Source organism: Shewanella nanhaiensis (assembly GCF_019457885.1).
In the GTDB taxonomy this organism is placed as follows: Bacteria; Pseudomonadota; Gammaproteobacteria; order Enterobacterales; family Shewanellaceae; genus Shewanella; species Shewanella nanhaiensis.
This window is the reverse complement of record NZ_JAHZST010000006.1, coordinates 124,285-145,803: the sequence shown is the minus strand read 5'-3', so window position 1 is coordinate 145,803 and position 21,519 is coordinate 124,285. Positions and strand designations below refer to the sequence as shown.

The 21,519-nt window shown below is 43.4% G+C and carries 14 protein-coding genes and 2 riboswitches; of the genes, 4 read left to right on the top strand and 10 right to left on the bottom strand.

Features of this window, described 5'->3' with window-relative positions; genetic code table 11:
* The first annotated feature begins 181 nt into the window (after nucleotides 1–181).
* From K0625_RS10480 to K0625_RS10470, 3 genes are all read left to right on the top strand, one after another.
* The gene (locus K0625_RS10480; protein WP_220109640.1) at nucleotides 182–1,288 is read left to right on the top strand and encodes an AraC family transcriptional regulator; all 1,107 of its coding nucleotides are present in this window, start codon (nucleotides 182–184) and stop codon (nucleotides 1,286–1,288) included.
* 135 nt (nucleotides 1,289–1,423) lie between these two features.
* Entirely contained in the window at nucleotides 1,424–2,950 is a 1,527-nt protein-coding gene (locus K0625_RS10475; protein WP_220109639.1) for an amidohydrolase family protein, read from the top strand.
* A 409-nt stretch (nucleotides 2,951–3,359) separates the two neighbouring features.
* Entirely contained in the window at nucleotides 3,360–4,808 is a 1,449-nt protein-coding gene (locus K0625_RS10470) for a tetratricopeptide repeat protein (RefSeq protein ID WP_220109638.1), read from the top strand.
* A 154-nt stretch (nucleotides 4,809–4,962) separates the two neighbouring features.
* On the opposite strand, the gene K0625_RS10465 is transcribed toward K0625_RS10470, so the two are convergent.
* The 3 genes from K0625_RS10465 to gbpA all read right to left on the bottom strand — a co-directional run bounded on the left by K0625_RS10465 (nucleotide 4,963) and on the right by gbpA (nucleotide 10,403).
* On the bottom strand, nucleotides 4,963–7,119 hold the full coding sequence (locus tag K0625_RS10465) for a S46 family peptidase (RefSeq protein WP_065187890.1): 2,157 nt from the start codon (nucleotides 7,117–7,119) through the stop codon (nucleotides 4,963–4,965).
* Nucleotides 7,120–7,335: 216 nt separating this feature from the next.
* Entirely contained in the window at nucleotides 7,336–8,511 is a 1,176-nt protein-coding gene (locus K0625_RS10460) for an aromatic amino acid transport family protein (RefSeq protein ID WP_220109766.1), read from the bottom strand.
* 458 nt (nucleotides 8,512–8,969) lie between these two features.
* Nucleotides 8,970–10,403, bottom strand: coding sequence for an N-acetylglucosamine-binding protein GbpA (gbpA, locus tag K0625_RS10455; RefSeq protein WP_220109637.1), 1,434 nt, complete (start codon nucleotides 10,401–10,403; stop codon nucleotides 8,970–8,972).
* A gap of 125 nt (nucleotides 10,404–10,528) precedes the next feature.
* Nucleotides 10,529–10,627: riboswitch (cyclic di-GMP riboswitch) on the bottom strand.
* 230 nt (nucleotides 10,628–10,857) lie between these two features.
* Nucleotides 10,858–10,975: riboswitch (yybP-ykoY riboswitch) on the top strand.
* Between the two features lie 105 nt (nucleotides 10,976–11,080).
* Between gbpA and K0625_RS10450 the strand changes: the two genes are divergently transcribed.
* Nucleotides 11,081–11,647 carry a TMEM165/GDT1 family protein gene (locus K0625_RS10450; protein ID WP_220109636.1) on the top strand — a complete coding sequence of 189 codons (567 nt, stop codon included), beginning with the start codon at nucleotides 11,081–11,083 and terminating at the stop codon, nucleotides 11,645–11,647.
* Nucleotides 11,648–11,800: 153 nt separating this feature from the next.
* Here K0625_RS10450 and K0625_RS10445 read toward each other — a convergent pair whose 3' ends face one another.
* The 7 genes from K0625_RS10445 to K0625_RS10415 all read right to left on the bottom strand — a co-directional run bounded on the left by K0625_RS10445 (nucleotide 11,801) and on the right by K0625_RS10415 (nucleotide 21,496).
* A complete protein-coding gene (locus K0625_RS10445) occupies nucleotides 11,801–13,243 on the bottom strand; it encodes a catalase (RefSeq protein WP_220109635.1) in 1,443 nt (480 codons plus the stop codon).
* 523 nt (nucleotides 13,244–13,766) lie between these two features.
* Nucleotides 13,767–14,015: a YgjV family protein gene (locus K0625_RS10440; RefSeq protein WP_220109634.1), complete on the bottom strand. Its 249-nt coding sequence runs from the start codon at nucleotides 14,013–14,015 to the stop codon at nucleotides 13,767–13,769.
* 171 nt (nucleotides 14,016–14,186) lie between these two features.
* Nucleotides 14,187–14,624 (bottom strand): PaaI family thioesterase, encoded by a 438-nt coding sequence (locus K0625_RS10435; RefSeq protein WP_012326471.1) that lies wholly within the window; start codon nucleotides 14,622–14,624, stop codon nucleotides 14,187–14,189.
* A 384-nt stretch (nucleotides 14,625–15,008) separates the two neighbouring features.
* Nucleotides 15,009–15,719, bottom strand: a complete 711-nt coding sequence (gene deoD / locus K0625_RS10430) for a purine-nucleoside phosphorylase (protein ID WP_012326472.1) — start codon at nucleotides 15,717–15,719, stop codon at nucleotides 15,009–15,011.
* Between the two features lie 61 nt (nucleotides 15,720–15,780).
* Nucleotides 15,781–17,007, bottom strand: coding sequence for a NupC/NupG family nucleoside CNT transporter (locus K0625_RS10425; RefSeq protein WP_220109633.1), 1,227 nt, complete (start codon nucleotides 17,005–17,007; stop codon nucleotides 15,781–15,783).
* A 460-nt stretch (nucleotides 17,008–17,467) separates the two neighbouring features.
* Nucleotides 17,468–20,137 (bottom strand): extracellular exonuclease ExeM, encoded by a 2,670-nt coding sequence (gene exeM, locus K0625_RS10420; RefSeq protein ID WP_220109632.1) that lies wholly within the window; start codon nucleotides 20,135–20,137, stop codon nucleotides 17,468–17,470.
* Between the two features lie 693 nt (nucleotides 20,138–20,830).
* The gene (locus K0625_RS10415; RefSeq protein ID WP_012326475.1) at nucleotides 20,831–21,496 is read right to left on the bottom strand and encodes a helix-turn-helix transcriptional regulator; all 666 of its coding nucleotides are present in this window, start codon (nucleotides 21,494–21,496) and stop codon (nucleotides 20,831–20,833) included.
* Nucleotides 21,497–21,519 lie beyond the last annotated feature (23 nt).

The window sequence follows — 21,519 nt, the reverse complement described above, 5'->3', positions numbered from 1 at the left end:
CTTGGAATGAAGGCTGAATACATTTTCTTTGTGCTAACTTTTATCTGAATTGTCACTCAGCGTTTGTCGTATTCACTTCAAACCGCTAAGGTGAGTGTCTAAAAGTCTTACAAATCGACATCATCCTACTTAATCGGTAGACTTACACTCTACGAAATTTTAGCTTATAACAAAAATAAATATGTCTCAGATTCAAATTGTCATACTGGCTATTGGTGGGATTCAGGGCTTTTTGCTATTCACGCTACTTTTTAGTGATAAGCGGGTCAATTACGCCAGTAAGCTGTTAGGTATACAATGTCTGTTTATAGCAACAACCTTCGTACTTCCACTCATCGTTGAAGCTGAAAATAGTTTATTCACTTGGTTGATTGGTTTCTTAGTCTTTTTACCCGCTTGTTATGGAGGCCTGACTTATCTATATTGTCGAACAGCAATAACTGGCTTACCGCTAAAGCGCATAGATATACTCCATTTTTTACCATTAGCAATTTGCTATCTGATTAATTATGACATTCTGTTTCCGGCCGAAAAAGCGCTTGAATTTGTTAGGCTGCCAGATAATGCGCTTCTTATAAAGATGATCACCAAGATGATTATCTTTGGTCAAATAATAATCTATACCGCATTATCGATTAAAATGGTTCACTTCTATCAAATTAAAGCTAAACAAACCTTATCTTCCTATAATCCTGATATTTTTAAGTGGTTATGGTGCCTAATTATATTTATCGTTTCATTTTGGGCTTTGAGTATATTTTTCAACTTTATTAGCCGCATTCATAGTATCAATACGCTTTCGTATATTTTGTTAGTTCTTATGGTCTACTTTATTGCCTTTGTGCAACTGCGTAATCCCAGCTTATTTCACGTTAAGCAGCTAAAACAGGAACTGGCTCAGTCAAGTTCGACTGATATAAATCAATCGTCCGACGGATTGTTAGATCAAGAAATGCGATCAAATCTACTTTCTTTGATACAAAAACAAGTAAAAGAACAGGCTCTGTACCGTAATAGCGAGCTCACTCTTTCAAATCTTGCTAATCAGGTGGGGGTTAGTGTGCATCATTTATCAGAGACATTAAATCAGCAAGGTGGTAAAAACTTTAACCTGTTTATCAATGAGTATCGAGTCGCGGATGTTTGTCAGCAACTCGAACAAAAAAGCGATCGCAACTTGATTGATCTAGCACTGGAAGCAGGTTTTTCATCAAAAAGTAGCTTTAATGCCACCTTTAAAAAGCTTACGGGCAAAACGCCAAGTGTTTACCGGCAACAGATAACTTAAGAAACCAATAAATAAGCATATTAGGCCTGAAAAGCCCCAGAACTATAATCTTGGACGTATAATTATATAAAATTGGACGCTTAAAACCTGCTAGCCTGTTGAAATTGCACCATCAAAAACTGATGGAGTTACTCAATGTTAAAAACAATATCTAAATGGTTTCTAGTAATTTTTGCTTTTCTAATCTTAGTCACAATCACTTTTCTTATATGGTATAAAAGTGCAATTAATTCAACTTATGGCTTTGACACTGAATTAGTTGACCACACAGCTTTTGCCACGCCATTGAAGCTGACAGCAATCACCAATACCAATGTACTCTCGCCTGACGGCCAAACCATGCTACCTAATCGTACAGTTATAGTGGATGATGGCAAGATCCTCTCAGTGATTGCTAATGGTACTGTACCCACTAACGCGGAGGTTATAGATGGCAATGGCAAGTATGTTATCCCCGGTTTAGTAGATTCACATATTCACATTCACAAGAGCCCCAATGACCTGCTGTTATACGTTGCTAACGGCGTTACTCATATCCGAGATTTAGGCGGATTTGAAGAGAACCTACAATTACGCGATGAAATCGAACAAGGTCGTGTTGGGCCAAGAATGTTTGTTTCCTCGCCACCACTTAATACCAAAGATTTCATCGAAGGTACTTTATTTGAATTTTTTACCTTTCATAAAACCGCTCGAAATGTTGAGCAAGCAGAGGAGATGGTCAAAGAGTTTATTGAGCAAGGCTATGATGCAATTAAAACCTATCATCTTGATATGCCTAGCTACCGAGCAGTCAATAAACTAGCTGCAGAGCAAGGAACCCCAACCGTTGGGCATTTTCCGCTGACCTTCGAATTATCAGAGCTTAAAATAACTCAGCAACGTGAACTGGCTCACATCGAGGAAATTGTCACAGTATTGATCCGTGAGTTTGGTTCAATTAACAAAAACGGTAGCGATGCTTTCTATGCCCACGTTGAAGCTCGCAGTGATGAAATTATCGATGACATACTTGCAAAAGACATAACTGTGAACTCTGTATTGTTGTACATGGAAAATATACACGACCAATTCAGTGATCTAGAATCAAAATTAAAAAGCGTTCCCGTTGAATACGTAAACCCAGCTCTTGTAGAGGGTACCAAATTGATTCCAGGTTATAAGGTGGGATGGTTGCCGGGATCCAATCAATTTGAAGCAGTTAGTGCTCCTTCAACGAAGGATTACAAAGAATATGATATTTACTGGACAGCAAGAGAGAAAGCTCATCATATTCTATTAAAATCTATGATCGAACGTGAGGTTAAGATAGTCGCGGGTTCTGATTCTGGCGGGTTCTTAGTTGTGCCAGGTTTTGCCTTACACAAAGAAATACGCTCACTTAACTTAGGTGGTATGAGCCCTGCTCAAACACTCGCTACAGCTACAAGAAATCCAGCCGAGCTAATGAACAGTAATGCTGGAATTGTTGAAGCTGGTAAGCGTGCTGATCTAGTTCTACTCAATAAGAATCCATTAGTAAATATTGAGAATACCCGTTCTATCGATACTGTAATACTTAACGGTCGAGTGTTTGGTCGTGCTAAACTAGATGCGATGCTAGAAGCCGTTAAGCAAGCCAACAATAATAGTCGAAAGGTCAATATTGACAAGTATCTGTAGGTGCAGATATATGTAGCGCTAGCTATTAGCCCCTTCTCTAAAGAATTTTTGTGGGGGGAATAAATGGGGGCAGGCATAGTTAATTGTCGTCTATAAGTTATGCTTGTCCTGTCTTTTGATGACATAACACCTCTTTACAAGAATTGTATATTAATTGTGGGTGTCTTAGTTATTTCTTACTAACCTCCTTATCGACTTCATACTGGTCAGCAGAAAGCTGGCTATGTTAATCGCCCTATTTTTATGCAACACTTTTATATTACAAAAATATATATAATCCAATACAATATCATGCTAATAATAAATAACGATTATTGACAAAGAGAAGTATGAAAAGTAACTCAAAAATGTCAAATAGCTAGAAAAGTTTTAAAAGAACAACGTATAACAATGAAAAATAAGGATATTTATGTTTTATTCCCTGTTGTATTTTTTCAACAGAGCGTTGATTTTCCCACTGACAATTTTAGGTAAACTCTGTTTTAAAGTTAACTACCTCCAACCTGCTCACAAGTTATATCAGCTGTCCCTATCAGCCATTTATTTTGATAAACATAAGGTTACAGAAATATTCATATTGAAAGAGCTATCTAAGATCAACTTTGAGTGTGAAGAGTATGAATCAGTCATCTATTACTGGGAAACAATTTTTCAACTTGATGGGAAAGGAAAGTTATCTACGATAGAACTATATAAATTGGGTTGGTCTTTCTACTCAGTTGCTGAATATGACGCTGCTATTGAATACTTCAATAAGTCGAATGAAGAATCTGTATCTTTTGAAGATAAGGCTGAATACATAAAGTCCCTAAACGCCTTAGGTATGACAGAGTATGCAAAAGGTAACTTCAATGAATCAATCAAATTTTACCTAAAACTAGAAAAAGACTTTCCCCTTACAAAGAAACAAGATAAAGCTCAAAACCAAATAAATTTAAGTGCATCATACCTAGCATTAGCTCAATTTGAAGAAGCGGAAAAACACTGTTTAATAGCGTTAGATATTATCGATAGTAAAGATGATAAAACAGATCTACTAATAGCTGCAACTCACAATATTTTAGGTGAAATTTACAGGCAAACTAATAGGTTTTGCGATGCAATAGAACAACTTAACATAGCATTATCAATCCAACTTGAAATATTAGGCGAATTTAGTCTAGATACTGCAGCAACAAGAAACAATATAGGGTTAGTCAATTGTCATTTAGGTCATTATGAACATGCTATAGAGCAGCTAAAGACATCATTGAAAACTCGCTTAAAACTCCTTGGTGAGCAACATCCTGAAATATCTAACAGCTATCATAATTTAGGTGCTACTTACACAGAGATCAGTGACGACATAAATGCTTTACAGTTTTACCAGTTAGCACTTGAGTCAGATATAAATATCTTAGGAGAAAGCCACCCAGATGTCGCATCAACAAGAAATAATATTGCCGTAATCCTTAACTCCTGCTCACAATTTGAGCCTGCACTAAAACTCACTAAGCTAGCATTAACTTCAGACATGAAAAATTTTGATGAAAAACACCCTGCTATTGCTAGAGACTGGGCAACTTTAGCTGATATATATTGTTCACTTGAAATGTATGAAGATTCTATCAATTACTATAAAAAGGCTTTGAATTCTAATATTGCTAGCTATGGAGAAGAGCATATTTCAATAGCCCAAAAACACAATAATATAGCCAATGTTTACAATAAGGTTAAAAAATTTGACAAAGTTATTGAACACTTAACTCAGTCCTACCAAATATTCTTAAATAAGTTGGGGGAAAAGCATCCTAATACAATTTTAGTTTCTGAAAATTTACACAAAGCAATTCATGAAAATCTCAATCAACTACATTAAGCAAAACCACTCTTCTACAAATACAATAAATTGGTTTAAGCAAAGTAAAAAAGGCGCTAAGTTTTCACTTAAGCGCCCTTCTAGACCTGTATCTCGTCGCTAGCAGCTCCTAGCTCGAAACTAACAACTCCTAGCTCGACTACCTAACCTAAAGCTAGTGAACGATCTCCATTTCGGCTAACAAGTTATCTGCATTGTCCAAATACTTCATTACCCAAAGCATGTAGCGGCTATCGACTTGGATAGAGCGGTTAGTCTCAGGATCGTAACCCCAATCTCCGATAATGCTCTCATAGACGCCGTCGAACAGTAGGCCAACCAGTTCAGCGCGGCCGTTTAGGGTCGGAGAGCCTGAGTTACCACCTGTGGTATCTAAGGTCGACAGGAAGTTAACTGGCACAGAATCGATAGACTTCATGTAGAAATCGCCATACTGCTTCTGCTTAATCAACTCAAGCTGCTTAGCAGGTGCATCAAATGGAGAAACACCTGTGTCTTTAGCTAAGATACCTTCAAGACGGGTGAAAGGTAGCGCGCGCAGACCATCTTCAGGTGAGTAACCTTTCACATGACCCACAGTGACACGAAGGCTTGAGTTAGCATCGGCATAAACAGGCTTACCTTGCTCAGTATTAAAGGCGATAATCGCATCCATATATTGAGGACGCACCTTCATCAACTTACCCGCTAACTCTTTATCCTTCTTCTCTGCTTTCATGTCGGTGTCATACATGGCAACCGCAAACTGAATGAAAGGATCATTTGATGCTTTAAAGTCAGCAACTGACTTGTCCATCCATGCCAGACGAGTCTCCATGTCACCCAACTGAGTGTTAGCGTACATGGTATCTAACGTTTTAGAGAGCTGCTTAGCATCTAACATCTTGCCGATGCCAAACACCTTATCAAGTGCAGGAATACGCTCGCTTGCTGGCAGTACCGCATAACGCTTTAACATATCTAACAAGACAGCTTTATCGACACTGGCGGCATAGCGACGATCGATACGCTCCATACGCGATTTGAAGCTTATCATGTCACGCTCCTGATAACCTGGCTCACGAGCCATATCATCAAGTTGCTTCTCATTGGCTAAACGGTAGAGTTTACGCGCTGTTGGCACCATAGTGGTGTAACGGATATAGCCTAAGATAGTGTCACGAGCTTGATTCTCCTGACCTTCGGCAATCAGCTTATCTAGCTCAGCTAAGGTTTTACCATACTGCTGTTGGCGCTTCTTATCTTGCTTGATCCAAGTGGCTAGATCTGTCTCACGGCCTTTACGGTCATCGAGCATGGTCGACTTACCGTAGAACTCAATCATAGAGGTGAAGTTCTTAGCATAGTTAGCTAAGCCAGCAATTAAGCTCTCATACTTAATGCGCTCGTCGCTACCCTCAGGCGCTGTCTCTTTGATGATCTCAATAAAGCGCTCACGGAGCATTTTACCTTCAGGGTAGGCCCACTCAAATGTGTTCTCCACCTCATTGGCTGTGCGGTAACGGTTAGTGCGGCCAGGGTAACCTGCCACCATCACAAAATCACCGTCGCTCACACCTTTTGCTGAAACCTTAAGGAAACTCTTAGGCTCATAGGGCACATTGTCTTTGCTAAAGTCGGCAGGCTTGCCATCTTTAGAGACGTAACCACGGTAGAAGGAGAAATCCCCCGTATGACGGGGCCACATCCAGTTATCGATATCACCGCCATACTTACCTACGCTTGCCGCTGGGTTATACACAAGGCGCACGTCGCGGATCTCTAGCTGCTTCACTAGGTAATACTCAAGGCCACCATGGAAGCTATAGACCTTACAGCGATAGCCATCTTCGGCTTCACACTCGGCCACTAACGCTTTTTCTTTCTGCTCGATACCTAGGTAGTAATCATTACCTACCTTGCTATCTAAGCCCTTTTTAACCTTGTCAGTCACATTGGTTACCGCTTCGGTCACATAGATACGTGAACCCGGTGTCGCCTGTAACTCTTCACCATAGGACTTAGCTAAGAAGCCATCCTTAAGCAGGTTTTTCTCTGGCGTTGAATTGTATTGAATTGAGCCATAAGCACAGTGATGGTTAGTCACTGCAAGGCCTTTAGGAGAGACAAATGATGCTGTACAGCCCCCTAGGCTGATCACTGCATTCATCGGGAACTCAGTTAACTTAGAGATAGATTTTGCATCTATCTCCAACCCTTTCGCTTTAAGTTCGTCAGCCATTGCTGGCAGCTGGTAGGGTTGCCACATACCTTCATCAGCCTGTGCGCCAAATGAGGCTGCAACAGCGACGGTGAGAAGCCATTTCTTCATTTTGTTAAATCCATTTTTTAATTATTTGTGGGGTAAAACTTATTTAAGTCTTTTTAAAATCACTACTTTCAAGCACTGCTAAGGCATAAAAAAGTCGAGCTCAATATTTGCATATTCGAGCTCGACTTTATCATAGGCAAAGTGGGTTACAACCCCTTTGACTAAATCCCTTACAAAGCGAAATAAAAACCAGAGTAAAGGAGTTTGTACAATCTCTTAGAGCGCCACCATCAGTTGAGCTGCAATAATCACCGCCCCCAGCAAGCCCACTAGCGTCAGCGCTGGCTTACCACCGCAGACTTGATAACCTTCAGTCACCTCTTTGCGCTGTTTTAGAACCATCACAATCGGCAAGAAGATGATGATAAATACCAGAGGTACGGCCGCGAAACCGAGTACCGCAACAAAGCCTTCAGGAATATAAAGCGCACATAACACAGGTGGAACGAAGGTGATTAACCAAGTTTGAACTCGGCCCATAATGGTACTCTTAGCTCGTGTCAGCTCACTGATAAAATCATACAGACTTAAGGTCACACCGATAAAGGAGGTCACTAAAGCAAAGTCAGCAAACAGCGAAATACACTTACTTACCCAAGGTTGAGAGGCGATATCCTGCAGCGATGTGATAAGTGCTGGCAGTGAGCCACCAAAGCTATGGATCTGCTCTCCTCCCACAGTGCCTAACGTCACTAACAACCAGAGCACATAGCACAGCAGCGGTAACGTTGAGCCAATCAAAAGTACTTTGCGCAGCGTTAATGCATCACCCTCTAAGTAACGTACTAAAGTTGCGATACACACATGGAAACCAAAAGAGGTGAAAACGACAGGGATAGCCGCCATCCAGAGATCAACCTTACCCTCTTCAATGGCCGCAATCGCCATCTGTGATGGGCTAACTTCAGGCAGTAAGAAGCCAACGGTAATAACCAGCAAGGCGATCATCAATGAAAACAGAATACGAGAAACCTTGTCGACCCAAGCCACACCGAATGCGGCTAGCAGGCCTAAGGTCAGGGTAAATATCACCACCGCAAGCTGATTATCCAGAGCTATGCCAAACATCGCCTCAGCTTTTAATACCAGCAAGGAGGAGCCACCTGTCAGGTAGGCTGCCGTAAGGGCAAACAGCAAACTTAAGAAGGACGCTCCCTGTATAAGCTGACCTCGCTTGCCTAAAATCTTACCTGTAATGGCATGTAGATTATCGCCTACGCCAGTGCGTAGATTCACCTCAAGCATCAACAAAGAGGTGTAAGCTGAAACTCCCCATATAACGACCAGTAGCAGAATAGCTGGGATGATCCCCAGTGCTGCGGTCGCCAGAGGCAGTGCTAACATTCCTGCGCCAATCGCAGTTCCGGCGACAATGGCAATTGAGCCAAGCATTTTTAAATTCACAAATTTGTCCTGTTAGATATATTTTTATTCTAGATTTTTGGTAGGTCTGATTTAGAACGACTTGGAAGGAGTGGTATTAGCAAGATATTTCATCATTATTAACAGCCCCCAATCGAATCAGGTCTACTGACCTTAGTGATCGCAATTGGCCTCAATGACTAGTTAATAGTTGTTTTACCCTATCGACAACGCCATTGAGGCTGAATAAATCGAGGGAAAAACAGATATACAGATTGCATTACATCTCAACTCTCTAAAAATGACTGAGAGGGACAGTAACAGAGCCAAACCCAGTCGGCAAGCCACTTATGAACAAACAGGGTTGACGCTCAAAATTACAACGATTTATAAACAGAAAGTTAAATATCACCTCTTGAATTAAACATAAATCGCAGATTATACGAGATAACCTGCGATCACGTATCTAACTGATAACGAGCTCGGAATTAAAGCTCAATCCAAGCTAGCCCCCAATCTGAGCCGACACCTGGCTCAAAACCCGTAGCAGTTTCTGACCATTGAATACAGTAGCCACTGTATGGGAAAGGCTTACATTGGTAGGTCTTGCCATTTTTAGGTTGAAACACTGTGGTGCCCGCCTGATAATCCACAATGCCTTGAGGAAACACATAATCGGCATCACCAGGAGCTGCCGCTTCAGTCAGGAAAAGATCATGGTTCTGCACTATCACCTCCCCTTGAGTGGGCTCAGCCTTGACCAACATATGGTAATGACCCACCACAGGCTCAATCACATCTATCTCAAATGACGCTGTGGTGGAGTTTACCTGCTGACTCTGAAAACCAGATGCCTGACCATTATGGCTACTAAGCTGCACGCTAACCTGCATATCGGTATTGGTGGTGATATCGAAACTCACCAAGGCTTTCCCCTCATTTATCTCATAGCTATCTGCTAATGAGCTCACCTCCACGCTGTTTCCTGGTTCAGGCGCAATATCAAAGCCCACTTCAACTCGGTTGATGCCACTGCCATCTTTAGCAAAAATCTCATTCTTACCATAGACAGGGACTATCTCACCGGTAGCACTTTTCTGACCTGCCTTCATCTTAGTTTGCTCGCGGTTCACCGCGGTTGCTAACAGATGGGGCCAGTTATTTTTCAGCCCTTGCTGGGTATTCTCTATGGTGATGCTGGTTTGCATTGAAGCCTGCTCCCCCTCAGCGGTGAATACCCGAGTCATAGCGCTGTCACCCACTTTTAGATCCAGTGCAGGATTAATATTGCCCACATCACTCCATGTATCTGGCGTGGTGCTGCCATCATTAAAGTTCACATCGATAACGTTATAGAAGCTGTTAGCGGTATCGCCTACCTCCCACAGCGCCAGAATAACCTGATAGCCACTGGCTCTGGCCGGCACGTTACACTCATGGGTGACAAATTTAGGCGGCTGGACCATATCTCCCTCAATCACACAAAAAGGGGTCAGGTCGAAACTGCTACGACTCAGTGGTTTATTAGGATCCCAGTTTTGCTCTGTCAGGTAATAACGCCAGTTACGGGTCACATGGTTAGCGGTAAACTGCCAGCTAAACTCATTCCAGCCAGCGCTAATGTCCGATCGACTCCATCGGGTCGAACTCTGCTCATCCAGTGGAGCAAACGCCCCCTGTCCAGCACTGGCCAACTTGCCATCAACGGGCCCAAGCTCAGGAAACCCCGACGGCCCCTCAACACTTTGTGGCTCCCACTGCACCGCGCCACAGTTAACATTTCCCCCTTGGTTACAAGCGTAAGCTCTAGACTCAGGGCTCTTTACATAGCCATGAGCCAAGGCTGCAGAACTCATTAACAGACCTGCACTCGCAACAAGAGAGAGGCTAATAGATTGATTAATCGATTTTTGATGTCTCATTGAACACACTCCACTCAATACCTTGTCCCCCATAAAAAAGGCAAGGTAAAAAACAAACGTGGTATTTGGACTGAACGGATCACAATAGGTATAGCTAAGATAGGATCTCAGCCTGACATATCTATCGTGGCAACCCCGCTATCTTAATGAGCACTCAGTGAGTCCTACACCTTAGACCGGAAGCTTTGCGTCCTAACTTTTCAGCTAGTTTGCCAAATACATGGATGCCGGCAGATAAGGGCAGACTAATTTACCTTCTGCTTATCGTCACCAACAGGCATAAAATACGTAACAATGATAACGCTGTCAATTTTAATCACCATTAAAAATCAAACACTTAATCAAACCCATAAAAACCATATATTTAACAAGTGTATCCAAGAAATTAAACTCTTCTATCCCCCCTAATAAAGCTGATTGCACTCTGGTTTCCAGTCAGTATAATGAGGCCACTACTTCAGGGGAGTAGCCACCAAAGATTTTCTACCATTAGAAACTAGTTGGGTGAACATCAACATACTTGGCCACATCGCCATGGTGTTCACGACAATCACACTTAAGCTGAGATTGTTAGGCAAGACCTGAGTGCAGTTACCGCCGATATTGTTATCAATATTTTTAAGGGGGCCGGTTAGCTGTACTCGGATTTTTTGCCCCCTAAATAGGAATTCATTAAAGTGGAAGCTCTACTCGCATCAACCCTCACCGTTGCTATTGCCGAAATCGGCGATAAAACTCAACTTCTAGCACTTATTCTAGCGGCCAGATTCAGTCATTTAAGCGGCGCAAAAACCGCCATTATTCTCGGCATTTTTCTCTCAACCTTAGCCAACCATTTTGCCGCGGCCTGGGTAGGACAATGGGCAATTAGCTTTATCAGCCCAGAGCTTGGACGTTATTTAGTCGCAGGGTCATTCTTTGCCATCGCACTTTGGGTATTAGTTCCAGACAAGATGGATGAGGAGCAGAGCCGTTTTTATAAGATGGGGCCCTTTCTTGCCACCTTTATTCTGTTTTTTATCGCCGAGATGGGCGACAAAACTCAAGTAGCGACCGTGGTGCTTTCAGCCAAATATGACGCACTGGCCATGGTCGTGATGGGGACAACATTAGGCATGATGATCGCCAATGTGCCTGTAGTGATAGCTGGTCATTTTAGCGCTGAGAGATTGCCGATGACCTTGATACACAGAGGGTGTGCCGTGCTGTTTGCCCTACTAGGCGTAGTAACTCTGCTGTTTTAATTAAACAAAGAAAAGCGTGAGCTAAGGGAAAAGAAAAAAGGTTACGAGTTAACGCTGAGATACAATCTCAATGCTTACCCGTAACCTTAATATAAGTAACTCTTTAGCTATTAGCTCCTAACTCGACACTCGCAGCAGTTGTTAACTAATGACTTATAACTCGTCAGCGCTAATTCCTAATACCTTAGCTAGACCTTCACCGTATGCCACATCAGCTTTCATACAGTTCTGTATGTGTCTTATCTGAATATGTCTATCAGCGCCGCCTACTGAAGCTGCCGTATTAGCAAACAATCTCTGCTGCTCATCGCTACCCATCAATCTGAATAGGTCACCAGCTTGACTGTAGTGATCATCATCTTTATGGCTATAGGCATCCGCATCACCATCTATCTGTAGTGGTGGCTCGCTAAAGTCTGGTTGCTCCTGCCATTGGCCCTGAGTGTTTGGCTCATAGCCTATGGTACGGCCAGCATTGCCATCGGTACGCATCTGTCCATCTCTGTGGTAGGAGTGGAATGGACATTTAGGTGCATTAACCGGAATATGACTGTGGTTAACCCCTAAACGATAGCGCTGGGTATCACCGTAAGAGAACAAACGTCCCTGCAACATCTTATCCGGTGAGAAACCGATACCAGGTACGATAGTTGTTGGGGCAAATGCCGCCTGCTCAACTTCGGCAAAATAGTTATCTGGGTTACGGTTAAGCTCAAGCTCACCCACCTGAATTAGTGGATAATCTTTATGTGGCCAAACCTTAGTCAGATCGAACGGATTAAACGGACAATCACCAGCCGCAGTCTCCTCCATCAACTGGACATAGAGGGTCCATTTAGGGAAATCACCCTTATCGATCGAGTTCAATAGATCCGCTTGGTGACTCTCACGGTCATTAGCGATAATCTCAGCCGCTTCTTTATCTGACAGATTCTGGATACCTTGCTGCGTCTTAAAGTGGAACTTCACCCAGTAGCGCTTATCATCTTTGCTGATAAAGCTGTATGTATGAGATCCAAAACCATCCATATGACGGTAAGTCTTAGGGATCCCGCGATCGCCCATCGTCATAGTGATCTGATGCAGCGCCTCAGGCGACAGAGTCCAGAAATCCCAGTTGTTGTTAGCACTACGCATATTAGTATATGGATCGCGCTTCACCGCATGGTTAAGATCTGGGAACTTAAGTGGATCTTTAAGGAAGAAAACAGGGGTGTTATTGCCCACGAGATCCCAGTTACCTTGCTCGGTGTAGAACTTGATCGCAAAACCGCGGATATCACGCTCTGCATCGGCAGCACCACGCTCACCAGCTACCGTCGAGAAGCGAACAAAAACCTCAGTCTCTTTACCAACAGATTCAAATAACTTGGCCTTAGTAAATTCACTAATATCATGAGTTACCGTAAAACGACCGAATGCACCAGAACCTTTAGCATGCATACGACGCTCAGGGATCACTTCGCGGTCAAAATGGGCTAGCTTTTCAATAAACCAAGCGTTTTCAAGTAGCATAGGACCGCGCTTACCCGCAGTTTTTACATTTTGATTGTCGGGTACCGGTGCGCCAAACGCAGTGGTCAATTTCTTATCCATAATAAACTCCTAGAACTCACATCAATCATTATAATTAAGTCAGTTATCAGCTTAAAAATCTTTTGAAATTACTTAAAATTCAATTAGATTAATACATCAGCATGAAAACAAACGGTTTCACTCAGTACATCAAGAAAGCGAACCTTCACGCTTATCATTAATCCAAGTTTCGATCAGGTCATAAATAGTTGTCATGGTCACTACTCCTAAAGTTTCAATTAGCAAGTTATATAAGTAACTATGTCGATGGAGTAAGAGTAGTAAAAAAACCTGAAACAATAAAACGATTAAAACAGATTAAACTAAAAGAATTTTGCGATTAAACATAGATAAAAAAGGAGATTAAATTCTCCAAGACCTTGGAGAGTATGACTTCTAGTCGTTAATCATATTGATCTAAATCAATAAAGAACTTTACCATCAACGACTTAAAATTAATTTTTGTACATGAAAGGATGCTAAAAGCAGAATTCAGGATAGGTGAAAACAACCATCCTGAACTCGTTAAAACCGTAATAACAGATCACGCTTGATCTAAAACGGTCCCCTCCTCTCTATAGAGCTTAACCAGATAATAGGCATCGATTAACACAATAAAAAAATTCACAAGTGCAACAGGAATTGCTCCAATCGCTAAACCATAAGCCACAAATAGAGCGGCACCGATCAGGTTCCACCAGCGTAACTTCTTGATATTAGACATCATCAAAGATATTGCGACGACAACCGACGCCAGATATCCGACCCATTCCCAAATGGTTGCGCTATCCATAACCCCTCCAATATACCTAAGCTAGCAACAGCCATTATGACCAAAAAACCAGCGACGGAACAGAGAAATCAACTTGCTAACAACAATCTATTGATAATTAAAACTTAATTATCAATACAAGTATTCAGCTAAACCTCTAACCTCGAATGAAGCTGACACAGCCAAAAAAAACTAACGTTTAACTACCGCAGCAGTCATTCTCGAGATACAACATAGCTCGCCAGCGCTGTTATGGATAAGCACCTCCCATACCGAACTGCGTTTGCCTAAATGAACCGCTTTTGCTGTCGCCGTTAATGTCCCATTACGCGACGCCTTCAGGTGGTTGGCATTAATCTCCTGACCCACACAGTAATACTGCTCAAAGTCGACAGCAAAGTTAGCTGCGTAGCTGGCAACGGTTTCGGCCAACGCCACATTCGCGCCACCGTGCACTATCCCAAGCGGGTTATGTATTGCTGGGGTCGCTGGCATGGTGGCTTTCATATAGTCATCACCAATCTCAGAGATCTTAATTCCCATGGTCTGCATCAAAGTTCCCTTGCCATGCATTCCCGAATCCATCTTGGCGCAATCTTCTAAGCTTACCGGTCTAAACCAAATACTCATTACTCAACCCTATTGATCAATAATGCCAACAGTCTACTGCTTCAGGGTTAAAGTTTAAACAAGTGTTTAAGTTTCATTTGAAGGGGAAGAAAAATTGAGACATGAATCAAGAGCTGGATACTGAAATAAATTCAGCATGACGAGCCTAACAACTCGATGTATCCCCCATCCTGAACTGGTTTCAGGGTCTACTCTATTTGCGCTCACTGTAGCAACTGAGTGTCGCCATTAATATGGCGATCATGGGTGGCTCCCGAGCACTCTTATTTTTGATGCTGATTCATCTGAAAGTGATCGGCGTTAGGTGAATACTCAGGAGCCGTAGGGTAACCGGTATAAGCTGCCTTTTGCGCGGCAGCTTAGCCAGACTAGATTAAGCGAAAATTAAAGATCTTGGCTTACAGCTTCAAGTGTTAACTTGATCATCTCATTAAGGGTTTGTTGGCGCTCTTCAGCCGTTAAATGTAGTCCCTGCCTGATATGATCGGTCACTGTCATCATCGCCAGTGCATTAGCTCCATACTCAGCAGCCACGCCATAAAGACCTGCTGCTTCCATCTCGACACCTAAGATGCCGTACTTCTCCATCAGATCGTAACGCGCTTCATCTGAGCTGTAGAATAGATCAGAGGAGTAGAGGTTGCCCACATGGTAGTTAACCTTAAGTTTGTCCGCCGCATCGGCCGCTTTTCTTAGTAGGTTAAAGTCTGCAATCATGGCGAAATCTGTGTGTTCAAAGCGAGTACGATTAATCGCTGAGTCAGTGCTAGCACCCATAGCCATCACTACATCCATCAACTTAATCTTATCACTCACCGCACCACAAGAGCCGATACGTATGATGTTCTTCACCCCATATTCAGTGATCAACTCTTTCGCGTAGATAGAGATAGAGGGAATGCCCATACCTGAGCCCATCACAGAGATCTTCTTGCCCTGATATTCGCCTGTGTAGCCCAACATATTGCGCACATCAGTCACCAAGACGGCATTTTCAAGGAAGTTCTCAGCAATATATTTAGCTCTTAGCGGGTCGCCTGGCATTAAAACAGTCGTTGCAAATGCGCCAGCTTCGGCATTGATATGTGGAGTCATCTTTTTTCCTAAAAGTTAGGCGCCGCATCAAGTACGGCGCTTTCAATAAATACGTGATGGATTAACCCGCTAGGCTAAAGAGTAAGCCAGCGATAGTACCGCTCATTAAGTTGGCTAGCGCCGCAGCAATAAGCGCCTTCATACCGATGGCACTCAGGTCATGACGGCGCTCAGGACAAAGCGCCGCTAAGCCGCCAATCACCATGGCCAGAGAGCCTATATTGGCAAAACCACACAGGGTAAAACTGATAATGATCTGCGTCTTTTCAGAGAGTTGATCGGCAACTTTAAGGAAGTCGATATAGGCAACAAACTCATTAATCACCATCTTCTGGCCAATAAATGATGCCGCTTGAATCGCTTCACTCCAAGGCACACCCATGATCCAAGCTAATGGTGCAAGCAGATAACCTAAAATCATCTGCATGGTTAGCTCGCCATAACCAAACCAGCCACCGACCCCACCAATAATGCCGTTAACCATAGCGATCAGGGCAACGAAAGCTAACAGTAGTGCCGACACCGAGATAACCTGTTGCATTCCCATCGCCGCTCCACCCGCTGCAGCGTCAAGGACATTAGCAGGTCTGTCATCCTGCTCATCCATCACCTTCTTAATATCGTTTTGTGGCTGCTCAGTCTCAGGCCAGATAAGTTTGGCAAACAGTAAACCCGCAGGAGCAGTCATAAAGGCAGCGGTCAGTACATATTTAACGTCGACGCCCATCTGGATATAACCAATCATGGTGCCACCAGCAACAGACGCTAAACCACCTGTCATCACAGCAAAGAGCTCAGAGCGGGTCATGTGCTTTACAAATGGACGCACCATAGAGGGCGCTTCAATAGGACCAACAAAGATGTTGGCCGTCGCAGACAGAGACTCGGCGCGGCTGGTACCAAGCAGCTTTGATAGGCCACCACCAATCAAGCCGATGATTAACTGCATGATCCCTAAGTAATATAAAACGGCAATCAGGGCACTGACAAACACCACCACAAATAGCACGTTAATCACAAAGATGAAGCCAACACCAAATTTAGCCAGATCGCCAAACAGGAATGATAAACCTTCGTTAGCGTAACCTATGACATGCATCACACCGCCAGAGGCGCTATCCAACATGGATTGCCCCATAGGCACATACATCACAAATGCACCGAAAGCGATCTGAAACACTAGGGCTCCCAGTACCGTGCGCAGATTAATGGCGGTTCGCTTCTCTGAAATCAGCACAGCCAAACCGATCAGGCTGATCATTCCCAACAAACTGATGAAAACTTCCATACATTTTTTACCGAGGTAACGTTTAGATGTCGGCAGTTTATACAGGCAAAAATTAGCTGCAAGGGATCTGAGTCACTTTGTGAGAGATAAATATCGTTTTTAGGCGATTAAACCGACGAATAGCCTTAAGCGGCTAAAACTCACCATATAACTCAAAACAGGAGCAACACTTCAATAAAAAGAAAGACACACAAGCCATAAGAGTAGGCATAAAAACAAACATTAGCGCCAATTTGGCGCTCATTTATTCTGTCATTAATTTTGCTGAACGGACCTACAAATAGATCTAAAAAGCACAAAAATGTAATTAAACAACACCAATAAAGTCGCTGTTAATCATGAAATGAGGAGTAAACCTCTATTTATCGCTTTTAATTATCCCCTGCACGTGAATGCTAGCCATAAAAAAACCGCCTTAAGCTCAGCCTAAGACGGTTAGCGTGTAACTACCTTGCCTGAATTAACGTGTTCTACGACGTAATCCCAGCAGTGATAACAGAGCCAGTCCTAAATAACCCAAAGAGCCGCCATCATCTTTAGGTGTTGGCTCAGGCTTAGGTGGAATCGGCGCAGGGTATTCAAGTGCGATGATCACAGGATCGTGATCAGAGGAGCTAAAGGCATTTTCAGACTTAGCTAAGTCGCCTGAATACTTACTCGGATACTCAAACAGGTCCGACTCAACCGAGTTGATATTCCAATCCTCTATCCCAACCAACTTGTCAGCAACTTGTGTATTTGCTAACGCGTGATCTAAGTTACCTAGCTCACCACTATAGCTGTAACCAAAGGTCGCTGGTCCATGGGCTTGCGTGTTCAGATTAACCAGTCCATACCCCTTCTCAATCTTACTGCCTTCGCGCTCATAGACTTCACCATTGAGTGTGGTCCATGAAGCTGTCACTATCTCACGCTTAGCTGTCGAAGCATCATAGTCGGTTAGTACGGCAACCGGATCTTCCATGCCATAGGCATTCATATCACCGATAACCAACAGGCCGCCTTCGACATCTTTGAGTGACTCACCCAGAACCTTGGCTGCAGAAACGCGGAACTCATTACACTTACCTTGAAGATCGGCTGGATCTTTACTCTCAGAGAACTCTAACCAATCTTCTAAACAGCCAGAGCCTTTCGACTTAAGGTGGTTCACTACCACAGTTAGCTTCTCATCATGGATCTGGAAAGTTTGCGCTAAGCTGTGACGTTGATACTTATCATAGCTTGGGCTCTCCTCCACCGTGCCATTGTTATCACGAGTGGCAACGCCCGCAACAGAGTGCTGCTCAGGCGTCGCAATGACAAACGCATCACCAGCAGGTTTTACGGTACTTGGGCGGTACAGCAGACCGACCGTTATCGCATCACTGCCGATAAACTCACCCTTGTACTTATCGGCGTCATTCACCTCAATAAAGGCGTAAGCATCGGCTGCTGGCAACTCAGCATTGATCGCATTGAGCAAGTACTGGATCGAGCTATGCTCACTAAAGCCATTGTTCTCGATCTCCATCAAACCAATCACATCTGCGTTCATCTCTTTAATCGCATTAACGATTTTAGTCCGCTGAAGCAGGTAATCTTCTAGAGAGTGAGCACCACGGCCACAGCCTCTGCTGGCATCCGCATCGGCTTGATCTTTACACATAGGGTTTAGCGGGCCACCGATATCGCTGTCACTGGTAAACAGGTTCAACACGTTAAAGCTGGCAACGCGGATATCACCTTGAGTGGCAACTTCAGGTGACTGAGTACGGTCATTAATACGGATAAAATCACCGGCTGTGATCTCATTAGTGACCACAAGACGCGGCGCACCGTAGCTATAGCTAACCATACCCGTCATATTAGTGAGCTGATCACCAATACGTATGTAGCCAGTCTCAGCGTTAAACGTCGGGAAGTAAGGCACTTCACCATTCTTCGCTTTATAGTCGGACTCAACATACAGCTCATTACCACGATTGGCTTCTTGAAGCGCAATGGCCTCTTCAGAGAGTGGGGCAAATACCTGAGTTGGCTTCATTAGTGGTGCTTTATGAGACAACACCATGTTGTTTCTTCTACCCGCATAGTCATAGCTAAAGCTACGAGTGACCTTCATGTTACTGCCAGCATCCAAAACAATGTTCATCCCCTCATAGCGATTAAGGGCATCCCCCAAGGACTCGCCATCGGCAACATAGAAAGCTTCTGGTGCTGGGACTTCACCCATCTCACCCACAACCATCTTCTTGTCGGCCTTGATATCGACCTGAGTCAGACCGTAAAAGTCCTTCACTTTACCTTGAACACACACCTCAACACCGGGCTGGATCTCGTCAGGCGCTGCTTCGCCTAAGTAAACAAATACACCGTCTGATGTGTAAGGCGAGTTATCCCCTTTGATCTCCTGCAGGTAGAAGCCTTTAAACAAACTCTCACCACGGGCGGTAACCACACCACTGATCGTGACCTCTTCTGCAGACTCAAACTTGCCCTCTTCAATCAGTGGACTCACACGGCCTACGCCCTGTACTTCATAGATAGGTGTAATAGTTTCACCAACACAAGTAAAGGCTGGCACTTCCGGCTCTGGACCAGTTCCGCCACCAAAGTCACCACTGCGGGCACCTAAGCCACTAAAAGTATTCTTGGCCTTTGTGGTCCACTCACTCTCAACATAAGTTGAGCTTGCAGCCGTGACATTGGCATTTCGCTCAGCAGTGATATCTTTGGCCCAATCACCTGTTGTGCCAACTTCGCCAAACAGGTCGACTAAAGTGTCGCCTTTTAAGATCCCGACTTTGTCATCGCCGTTAAAGTAGATAGCAGCACTCTGTGAGTCTACAGCAGCGTCTAATACGATAGCGTTATCTTTATGATTATTGGTGATCACCTTGATGGCATTAGCCCCAAGAGAACCGCTGAGATCTAAGATCTTTTTAGGGGCTGTTTCGCCCTTTGAGTAGTAGACGAGGGAGTAACCAGTCAGATCGACGGCCGTCGATCCTGAGTTGTATATTTCAACCGCTTTGCTATAACCGGAACCTTCAACATATTCGCTGATAAGTACATCTGCATTGGCTACAGCAGGCAAAGCAGCGGCTATTGACAGTGCAAGCACTGACAATTTTTTAACATTATCCATTTTTTCAACCCCATTATTATTTTGATACCAATCAGAATAAAGAGGTGATCGCTCAGCGAATGTTTAGCGCTTTTGAGGCAAGGTCCTTAATTGCTCCTGCATTAATGACATTCACCACATCCGTGTGGTTTGCAAACGCGTGAAGAACATAGTTGTTCTACGTTTAAGCTCGTTAACGCAGCATCGGATGCGCTAAGACTCGCCTGTTAGGAGTATTTTTGACTGCCTACTTCTACGTTTAATGAACTCACAAGGGAATAACCATTCCATCGTCCATTCGCCTTGAATTAGTTTGCCAAAAAATACTCTGAGTAGATCACTTTCTTATCCTGGTTGGTATAAGTCCGCTAATTTTTATTAACGTGCGAGACAATTGTCACAGAGTTTTGTGACAAAAAAAAGATGAATCAGTCACATTTTGAGCAGTAAGCATTTGTTATAAAAAGAAAAAAAGCAGCATTAATCAGCTATAAGAACAGGTCAAACCAGAAATAACTTAAGCCTTAAAGAATCATCAACTTAAGTCAGAACACCAACTTGAGAGGCTGGAGAATAAACCACCAAATAAGGGATAGCTTAATTTATAAAAAACTGAATTTGATTGTTTTATATAGAGGAAGTATTGGAGATAAGATATTGGAGCGAAACTAGATAATAAAAAACGGCGTTATCGCCGTTTATTATTTTAAAACTTTAAGAGCACAGTGCCAGATGATCGCCGTAAGTCTGTGCCCACCTAAGCAACTCAACACGATTACGAGAGTGTGTCTTTCTGAAAATCGAGGAGATATGCGCTTTAACGGTATGTTCGCTGATACATAAATTATCAGCAATCTCCCTATTTCTAGCACCACTGGAAACCAATTGAATAATGGTTCGCTCCCGCTTAGTCAATACCTGCAGTATCTCTTCGGCATCTTGGGAGTAATCATCACTGGTCTCTAAACGATCAACCAGTTGACGGAACATCTTACTAATCAAAGTACGATCGTACCAAAGCTCATCCGCCACCATCTTCCTTAAGCCGGTCAGCATCAGATCCATACGCTGATCTGAGTAGAGCAACCCACGGATCCCCAGCAGCAGTGCAGAGGCTGGGTCGAGTTTTTTTCTATCAACTTGGTAGAGGGCAACGGGCACGTGGGAAACGAGTCGAATCGCCAACAGAGGGATCCCTCTATTGTCTAGGGCTGCGCCCTCCTGACCCACGAGGTAGAAACTATTACGATCGCTGAGTGGTTCAAGCTCAGAGACCTGCTTAACAATCCGTGTCTTCAATCCGATAGACTCAGCTAAAATAGCCAAGTTACATGGTGTCGATACTTGATGAAGAAAGACCAACTCATCTACTTTACTCATCCAACTTTCCTCCCTGAAAAGCT

Excerpts from the sequence above, each read along its gene's own strand:
- exeM (WP_220109632.1), bottom strand. The coding sequence starts at position 20,137 with ATGGATAATGTTAAAAAATTGTCAGTGCTTGCACTGTCAATAGCCGCT.
- K0625_RS10440 (WP_220109634.1), bottom strand. The coding sequence starts at position 14,015 with ATGGATAGCGCAACCATTTGGGAATGGGTCGGATATCTGGCGTCGGTT.
- K0625_RS10435 (WP_012326471.1), bottom strand. The coding sequence starts at position 14,624 with ATGAGTATTTGGTTTAGACCGGTAAGCTTAGAAGATTGCGCCAAGATG.
- K0625_RS10475 (WP_220109639.1), top strand. The coding sequence starts at position 1,424 with ATGTTAAAAACAATATCTAAATGGTTTCTAGTAATTTTTGCTTTTCTA.
- K0625_RS10480 (WP_220109640.1), top strand. The coding sequence starts at position 182 with ATGTCTCAGATTCAAATTGTCATACTGGCTATTGGTGGGATTCAGGGC.
- K0625_RS10425 (WP_220109633.1), bottom strand. The coding sequence starts at position 17,007 with ATGGAAGTTTTCATCAGTTTGTTGGGAATGATCAGCCTGATCGGTTTG.
- gbpA (WP_220109637.1), bottom strand. The coding sequence starts at position 10,403 with ATGAGACATCAAAAATCGATTAATCAATCTATTAGCCTCTCTCTTGTT.
- K0625_RS10445 (WP_220109635.1), bottom strand. The coding sequence starts at position 13,243 with ATGGATAAGAAATTGACCACTGCGTTTGGCGCACCGGTACCCGACAAT.
- K0625_RS10465 (WP_065187890.1), bottom strand. The coding sequence starts at position 7,119 with ATGAAGAAATGGCTTCTCACCGTCGCTGTTGCAGCCTCATTTGGCGCA.
- K0625_RS10460 (WP_220109766.1), bottom strand. The coding sequence starts at position 8,511 with ATGCTTGGCTCAATTGCCATTGTCGCCGGAACTGCGATTGGCGCAGGA.
- K0625_RS10470 (WP_220109638.1), top strand. The coding sequence starts at position 3,360 with ATGTTTTATTCCCTGTTGTATTTTTTCAACAGAGCGTTGATTTTCCCA.
- K0625_RS10415 (WP_012326475.1), bottom strand. The coding sequence starts at position 21,496 with ATGAGTAAAGTAGATGAGTTGGTCTTTCTTCATCAAGTATCGACACCA.
- deoD (WP_012326472.1), bottom strand. The coding sequence starts at position 15,719 with ATGACTCCACATATCAATGCCGAAGCTGGCGCATTTGCAACGACTGTT.